Annotated in this window: 6 protein-coding genes; all 6 read right to left on the bottom strand. The window is 72.4% G+C overall.

What is annotated here, in order from left to right; genetic code table 11:
- Positions 1 to 177: 177 nt before the first annotated feature.
- Complete coding sequence (locus ACZ37P_RS38010; protein WP_467351046.1) at positions 178 to 1,926, bottom strand: dipeptide ABC transporter ATP-binding protein; 1,749 nt, start codon at positions 1,924 to 1,926, stop codon at positions 178 to 180.
- On the bottom strand, positions 1,923 to 2,912 hold the full coding sequence (locus ACZ37P_RS38005) for an ABC transporter permease (protein WP_355348635.1): 990 nt from the start codon (positions 2,910 to 2,912) through the stop codon (positions 1,923 to 1,925). The genes ACZ37P_RS38010 and ACZ37P_RS38005 overlap by 4 nt, the downstream gene beginning before the upstream one ends.
- Positions 2,909 to 4,096: an ABC transporter permease gene (locus tag ACZ37P_RS38000; protein WP_467351043.1), complete on the bottom strand. Its 1,188-nt coding sequence runs from the start codon at positions 4,094 to 4,096 to the stop codon at positions 2,909 to 2,911. The genes ACZ37P_RS38005 and ACZ37P_RS38000 overlap by 4 nt, the downstream gene beginning before the upstream one ends.
- 3 nt (positions 4,097 to 4,099) lie before the next feature.
- A complete protein-coding gene (locus ACZ37P_RS37995; RefSeq protein ID WP_467351041.1) occupies positions 4,100 to 5,818 on the bottom strand; it encodes an ABC transporter substrate-binding protein in 1,719 nt (572 codons plus the stop codon).
- 170 nt (positions 5,819 to 5,988) lie between these two features.
- Positions 5,989 to 6,087 (bottom strand): Ms4533A family Cys-rich leader peptide, encoded by a 99-nt coding sequence (locus ACZ37P_RS37990; RefSeq protein ID WP_355348626.1) that lies wholly within the window; start codon positions 6,085 to 6,087, stop codon positions 5,989 to 5,991.
- A gap of 121 nt (positions 6,088 to 6,208) precedes the next feature.
- Positions 6,209 to 7,651 (bottom strand): DUF3152 domain-containing protein, encoded by a 1,443-nt coding sequence (locus ACZ37P_RS37985; RefSeq protein ID WP_467351039.1) that lies wholly within the window; start codon positions 7,649 to 7,651, stop codon positions 6,209 to 6,211.
- Positions 7,652 to 7,670: the final 19 nt, after the last annotated feature.

Genomic DNA, 7,670 nt, shown 5'->3' with positions numbered 1-7,670 from the left:
TCCCCCCCCCCCCCCCCCCCCCCCCCCCCCCCCCCCCCCCCCCCCCCCCCCCCCTCCCCCCCCCCCCCACCCCCCCCTCCCCCCCCCCTCCCCCCCCCCCCCCCCCCCCCCCCCCCCCCCCCCCACCAAAAGGGGTGAACGGGCGTAACTTCTCACACTGCCACGCGTTGACGTGACCTAAGGTGCGGTCACCATCACGCTCCGCAGTTCCCTGCGGTCCGCCCTGCGGGCCGCGGATTCGGCCGGGTCCAGCACCGGGACGGCCGCCAACAGGCCCTTGGTGTAGGGGTCCTGGGGCGCGTCGTAGACCTCGTCGACCGTGCCGGACTCCACGATCCGGCCGCCGCGCATCACCGCGACGCGGTCGCTCACCTGCCGTACCACGGCGAGGTCGTGGGCGATGAAGACCAGCGACAGGCCGAGGTCGCGGCGGAGTTCCGCGAGCAGCGCGACGACCTGCGCCTGCGTGGTGACGTCCAGCGCGGAGACCGGCTCGTCGCACACGATGAGTTTCGGCTCGGGTGCCAAGGCCCGTGCGATACCGACGCGTTGGCGCTGCCCGCCGCTGAACTCGTGCGGGTACCTGTGGTACCACTCCGGGTCGAGGCCGACCCGCTCCAGCAGTTCCTTCACCCGGCCGACGACGGCCTTGTCGCTCAGCTCGCCCGCCGCCCGCAGCGGGTCCGCGATGGACTCCCCGATGCTGCGGCGCGGGTTGAGCGAGGAGACCGGGTCCTGGAAGACCATTTGCAGCTCGCGCCGCAGCGGGCGCAGCGCCTTGTCCCCCAGTCCGCCGATCTCCCGGCCCCGGTAGCGGATCTCGCCCGCACTCGGGTCGAGCAGCCGCACGAGCATCCGCCCGAGCGTCGTCTTGCCGCTGCCGCTCTCGCCCACGATGCCGAGCGTCTCCCCGGCCCTGACCTGGAGCGACACGTCGTCCACGGCCGTGAGCCGCTGCCGCCCCCTGCCGAACTCCCGCCGCAGCGCGACCGCTTCCAGCAGGGGCTCGGAGCCGGGCTCTTCGGCCGTGCCCGTGCGAGCACCGCGTCCGCGTGGTGTCGCCGCGCCCACGGGCGCGGGAGCCGCGCCCGGCTCCCCGCCGTCCGTCGGCCGCGGGTCGATCCGGGGCACCGCCGACAGCAGCGCCCGCGTGTAGTCGTGCGCCGGGGCGGCCAGCACCTCGGCGACCGGCCCGCGTTCGACGGCGGCGCCGTCCCGCATGACGAGGATGTCGTCCACGCTCCCGGCGACGACGCCCAGGTCGTGGGTGACGAGCAGCAGCCCCATGCCGGTCTCGGCCCGCAGTTCGTGCAGCAGGTCGAGGATCTGGGCCTGGACGGTGACGTCGAGAGCCGTCGTGGGCTCGTCGGCGATGAGCAGGCGCGGCTCGCACGCCAACGCCATCGCGATCAGGGCGCGTTGGCGCATGCCGCCGCTGAACTCGTGCGGCCGGGAGCGGGACCGGCGGGCGGCGTCGGGGATGCCGACGCGGTCCAGGACCTCGACGGCGCGGGCCCGCGCCGCGGCGCGCGAGCCGCGGTGGTGCACCCGGTAGACCTCGGCGATCTGGTCGCCGATGGCGTAGTAGGGGTCGAGCGAGGACAGCGGGTCCTGGAAGACCATGGCGGCGACCCCGCCGCGCAGCTCGCGCAACTCGGCGTCGTCCGCGCCGAGTACGTCGGTCCCGGCGACCCGTACGGTCCCGGAGACCCGCGCGCCCGTACCGCGGTGCAGGCCGAGCAGGGCGTACGCGGTCGCGCTCTTGCCGGAGCCCGACTCGCCGACGAGCCCGAGCGCGCCGCCCGCGCCGAGCGTGAAGTCCAGTCCGTCGACGGCCCGTACGGCCCCGCCCTCGGTGGGGAATTCGATCCGCAGTCCCGCGACCTCCACCAACGGGGCTTCCAGGTCGGTGAGTTGCCCGGTCATGCCAGTACCACCCGTCGGTCGGCCACCGCGTACAGCACGTCGGCGACAGCGTTGGCCACGACGACGGCCAGGCCCATGACCAGCACGATCCCGACCACCACCGGCACGTCCTTGATCTGTACGGACTGCACGAGCTGCTGCCCGAGTCCGGGGATGTTGAACAGCGTCTCGGTGAGCAGCGCGCCGCCGAACATCGTGCCGAGGTCCAGCGCGGACAGCGCGATCACCGGGGTCAGCGCGCCCCGCAGCGCGTGCCGTACGACGATGGCCCGCTCGCTGACGCCGTACGCGCGGAAGGTGCGGATGTGGTCCTCCGCCAGCGTCTCCAGCATCGAACTGCGAGTCAGCCGGGCGTACTTGGCGGCCTCCACCAGGGCGAGCGCGAGCCAGGCCAGCAGCAGATTCCACGCCCACTGCTGCGGGTCCTCGGTGAGCGGGACGTACGAGGGGTACGGCAGCCACTGGAGCCAGGAGCAGAAGAGCAGGAGCAGCAGGATGCCCGTGATGAACACCGGGGTCGCCGTGCCGACCAACGTGAAGCCGGTCAGGGCGCGTTCGGTGACGGTGCCGCGCCGCAGCGCGGACAGCAGGCCGGTGCCGACGCCGATGACCAGCCACAGCACCATCGCGCCGAAGGCGAGCGACGCGGTGGCGGGCAGCTTCTCGCCGACCATCGACGTGACGAGTTCGCCGGTGCGGTACGACTGGCCGAGGCAGGGCGCCGGGCAGTGCAGCACATCGGTGCCGGTGCTGTAGTCGTGACCGGCGACGATGCCGCTGAGGAAGTGCCAGAACTGCACGTACACCGGGTCGTCGAGGCCCATCTGGCCGCGGATCTGCACGATCTGCGCGGTCGAGCACTTGGGGCCGCAGGCCAGCCGGGCCGCGTCGCCGGGCGCGAGGTAGAAGCACGCGTAGAGCACGGCGGCCAGGACGAGGAGGACGACGAGGGCCTGGAAGAGCCGCCGCCCGAGGAAGCGGATCACGCGCCGTCCACCGCCTCGGCGTCCGAGGCGCGGCCAGCCGTATCCGTCGCGGCCGTGTCCGAGGAAGCCGTGCCCCTCGGACCCGCAACCGTCGGACCCGTGTCCGAAGAAGCCGTGTCCGAAGAAGCCGTGTCCGAAGAAGCCGTGTCCGAAGAAGCCGTGTCCGAAGAAGCCGTGTCCGAAGAAGCGTCCGCCTTCGCCGACTTCCGTCCCGTCCCCACCCGCAGCCTGCTGGCGACCCGCGGGTCCAGGGCCGTCCGCACACCGTCCGCGAAGACGGTGAAGGCGAGCACGGTCACGAAGAGCAGCAGGGCGGGCAGCAGGACGTACGCGGAGTCGGCCTGGTACCAGGTCGAGGCGCTGGAGAGCATCTGCCCCCAGGAGGGGGTGGGCGGGGTGACGCCGATGCCGAGGAAGGACAGGCCCGCCTCGGAGACGATGTTGGAGGGCAGCAGGATCGCCGCGTAGGTGACGACGGGCGCGACCAGCGCGGGCAGCAGTTCGCGGCGCGCGGTCCGCCACCGGCTGGAGCCCGCGAGCCGTGAAGCGGCCACGTAGTCGAGGGACTTGAGGGTGAGCACCTGCGCGCGGACGATCTTCGCGATGCCGCCCCAGGCGAGCAGCCCGAGGACCAGCATCAGCAGCACGGGCCGCGGGAAGCCGTCGGGGACGACCGCGAGCAGCGCGATGGCGAAGATCAGCGCGGGCATGGTGACGAAGACGTCGGTGATCCGGCTGAGCACGCTGTCGAGGAACCGGTTGCCCAGGCCCGCGCCCAGGCCGAGGGCCACGCCGAGCGCGACCTGGAGGACGGTGGCGCCGAGGGCCACGACGAGCGAGATCCGCGAGCCGTAGACGAGCCGGGCGAACAGGTCGCGTCCGGTGCCGGGTTCGAGGCCGAGCCAGTGGCTGCCGGAGACCCCGCCGAAGGTGCCGACCGGTACGCCGCCGGCCGCGGAGTCGACCAGGTCGGCGTGGTAGGTGGTGGTGTCCTGCCCTTCGAGCGCGGCGAGCAGCGGGGCCGCCACCGCGACCAGGACGAACAGGACGATGACGGCGCCGCCGACGAGGGCCGCGCGCTGTCCGCGCAGCCGCCGCCAGATCTGCCGGGCCCCGGAGGGGGGCGCCGCGGTGGCGGCGCCCTCCCCGGCGGCCGAGACGGCCGAGAGTGCTTCGACGGTCACGGACTACTTCACCGCGGCCTGCGAGATGTCCAGCACACCGGTCCAGTCGCTGATCACGACGTTCTTGATGTTCTTGCCGAACAGCCGCTTGTAGACGGGGTGGAAGAGCGGCACGGTGAGCGCCTGCTCGCCGATCCTCTTGTCCAGCGCGCCCCAGCGGACGGCGGCGGCCTTGAGGTCGGTGATCTTGTTGATCTGGTCGATCTCGTTGTTCACGGCCGGGTCGTCGAGCTGCGCGTTGTTGAAGTTGGCGCCGTCCCTGACGATCTGGCGGCCGTCGAAGATCGGGCCGAGGAAGGGGCCGCCGGACGGCCAGTCCGCGCCCCAGCCGGTGAGGAAGAAGCCGGGCTCGGTCTTCAGGGTGTGGATCTTGTCGGAGAAGGCCGCGTGCTCCTGGCCGTCGAGCTTGACGGTGATCCCGGCCGCCTTGAGCGCCTCCTGGACGGCGGTGGCGACCTCGGGGCCCTGCTCGTCGCCCTTGGTGACGTCGTGGGTGAGCGAGACGGTCAGGCCGTTGGGGTAACCGGCCTCCTTCAGCAGCTCCTTGGCCTTGGCCGGGTCACCGGTCTTGCCCGCGGGGAACGGGTCGTAGGCGGTGTAGCCGAAGGACGCCTGCGCGGGCAGGAAGGTGGTGGCCGGGTCGTTGAGCGACGAGCCGCCCTGCGCGTTGATCACCGTGGTGCGGTTGATCGCGTACGCGATGGCCTGCCGGACCTTGATGTCGTCGAACGGCTTCACCTTCGGGTTGAAGGCGATGTAGTCGGTGTAGCCGAAGTGCCCGGTGCCGACCCGCTGGGCGAGGTTCTTGTCGCCGGTCACCTTGGCCAGCTCGGCCGGGCCGAGGTTGGTGTCGGTGGTGACCGCGTCCGCGTCCTTGCCGACGCCCGCCGACAGACGCTGGTTGATCACGGCCTGGTCGAGGCCGGACTGCACGTCGATGGTGTCGGGGTACGCCTTGCGCTGGTCGTCGGTGGCGGCCGACCAGTTGGGGTTGCGCTTCAGCACCAGGTGCTCGCCGTTGTTCTCGTTGCTGACCACCTTGTACGGGCCGGAGGAGACCGGGTGCGCCGCGTATTTGGTGCCGGTGTCCTTGGCCTTGGGCACCGGCGCGAAGGAGGTCTGCGTGGCGAGCAGCGGGAATTCGCCCTCGGGCTTGTTCAGGTGGAAGACGATGGTCTTCGCGTCGGGCGTCTCGATCGAGGACAGGCCCTTGGGGTCCTTGTACGGGCCCTGGTAGTCGGCCGCGCCGACCAGCCAGTCCCGCAGGTAGGGCGCGCCGCCGGACAGCTCGGCGGCGAAGGACCGCTCGATGTCGTACTTGATGTCGGCGGTGGTGATGGGCGAGCCGTCCTCGTACTTCAGGCCGTCCTTGAGGTGGTACGTCCACACCGTGGCGTTCTCGCTGGGCTCGCCGGTGGTGGTCGCCAGGTCGGGGACGACCTTGGCGCCCGCGGCGCCGTCGGCGCGGTTGCGGGTGGTGAGCGTCCGGTAGACCAGCGACGGCACGTTGCCGCCGCCGGAGGTGTAGAGCCGGGCGGGGTCGAAGTTCTCCTGCGCCTGGTTGTTCAGGACGTACAGCGTGCCGCCCTTGCCCGGCTTGCCGTCGCCGCCCGCCTTGGCGTCGTCACCGTTCTTGGGACCGCAGGCGACGGCCCCTCCGGCAAGGGCCAGACCGACGGCGATCACGCCTATGCGGCGGGATGTGGAGGACAGTTGACGCATCAGAGGAACCTTTCGCGGCAGCGAGGAAGGGCGCGCACAGCGGTGCGCGCGAAAAAGCGGAAACGGGTCGTGACGTGCGGGACCGAAGGGTCCGGCCGGAGCAGCCCGTGGCGGAGGAGACGCCGTCCTGGGACGGCGGCCGGGCCTCTACGCGGTGGGGCTGGATGCGGTCAGCGACAGTGAACGTCGGCGACGCAGTGCGCGGCCACGCCGATGAGCGCCAGCTCGATGCCGGCGCGTGCATACGGATGTGCGTGGTGGTGCTGCATGGACAGAAGCGTGCAGCGACGCGACACCAATTGTCAAAGCCAGATCAATACGATCTCAAACGATCACTTATGGATTGCACCGCTGAGCGGGTCCGCGCCTACGGGATGCGGACGGCTCCGCCTACGGGTACGGCCACGCGTTCGGCTTGCAGGTGGGGCCGCCGTCGAGCGACAGGAATTTGGTCTGCTGCATCATCACCGGGGCCGGGGCGCCCTCCTTGGGACAGCCGACGTGGCTGTGCCCGAGACGGTGCCCGACCTCGTGGTTGATCAGCATCTGCCGGTACTCGTGCACCCGCGCGGCGCCGAATGTACTGGCGCCCTGCGCCCATCGGTAGGCGTTGATCATCGTGCGCGGAGTTGACGCGGAGTCACATGACACGTTCTCAACTGTTGTGTCCAGACCGGACTTCGCGCACCACTTCGCGGTGGTGCCGGGACTGGCGAGCGTAATGACGATGTCCGCGGGGCCGGTTGAGACCCGCTCGAAGGACATCTGTCCGCCGTGTCCCCAACTCCGGCTGTCGTTCAGGGTCTTGAAGACGGCGTCGCTGAAGAGCTGCGCGTTCAGCGGCAGCCCGCGCTCGACGTCCACCCGGAAGCGCATGACCTTGCCCCTGCCCGGCGCGGCCTGGTGGCCGCCGACCGTGCTGAAGGCGCCGGACAGCCTCAGGTCCGGGTCCAGCGGGTACAGCTTGGCCATCAGCTCGTCGTACGTGGCGGCGGCGGGCGTCGCCGCCGGGGCCCCCGCAGGCGCGCTCGCGGCGCCGGGCGCGCGGTCCTGCGAGCGCGACGCCTCGTCGGCCGCCGAGCGCGTCGCGGTGTCCTTGCCGCTGTCCTCGCTGTGCCGTTTCTCACTTCCGCCGACCTGTCCCGCGACCACCACGGCGAGCACCGTGACGACGGCCGCGGCGGCGATCCCGCTGAGCGTGCGCCCCTTGCCGCCGGACTTGGTGTCCACGGCCGTGCCCGCGTCCGCCTCCGGCTCCGGGTCCGGCTCGGGCCCGGCGGCCGGGCCGCCGGGCGGCGGGTCCGCGGGCCCTTCCGGCTCCTGCGGTCCGAAGGCGTCGAGGAATTCTTGCCGCGGGCGCGGGATCAGCCGGCCCGGCGCCTGCATCTGGCCGGGCCCGGGCGCCTGCGCGTGCCGGGCGTACGGGCCCTGCCCCTGGCCGAGCGCGGGTCCCGCGGGCGGGGAGCTCAGCGCGGACGCGGTGTCGTACGCCTCCCAGTCCTCCGCCCACTCGTCGACGAGGTCGAAGGGCAGCTCGCGGGTGCGCGGCGGCCCGGAGTAGCGGCCGGTGTCGGCCGCCCAGTCGTCGGCCGGGCCCCACGCGGTGTGCTCGCGGTGCTCGGGGTGGGCGGGCGCCGGACCGCCGTGGTCCTGCGGCCGGTACTGCGGGAAGCTGCCCGTGTCGTGGCCGGACAGCGGTCCTGGACCGCGGCGGCGGCGCCCGCTGCCGGGGACGCCGGGCCGCAGGGGTCCTGGGACGCCCGGCATTCCGGGCGCGCCCGGAATGCCGTTGTCACGGCCGTCCTGGCCGTCCCGCGCGCTGTGCTTACCCACGTCGCCCACCCACGTCCTC

The organism is Streptomyces sp. NPDC024632 (assembly GCF_055559175.1).
The sequence above is the reverse complement of the archived record's forward strand: the minus strand, read 5'-3'. Positions and strand labels throughout refer to the sequence as shown.

Coding starts and splice junctions, on each gene's coding strand:
- ACZ37P_RS38010 (WP_467351046.1), bottom strand. CDS start 1,926: ATGACCGGGCAACTCACCGACCTGGAAGCCCCGTTGGTGGAGGTCGCG.
- ACZ37P_RS37990 (WP_355348626.1), bottom strand. CDS start 6,087: ATGCAGCACCACCACGCACATCCGTATGCACGCGCCGGCATCGAGCTG.
- ACZ37P_RS37995 (WP_467351041.1), bottom strand. CDS start 5,818: ATGCGTCAACTGTCCTCCACATCCCGCCGCATAGGCGTGATCGCCGTC.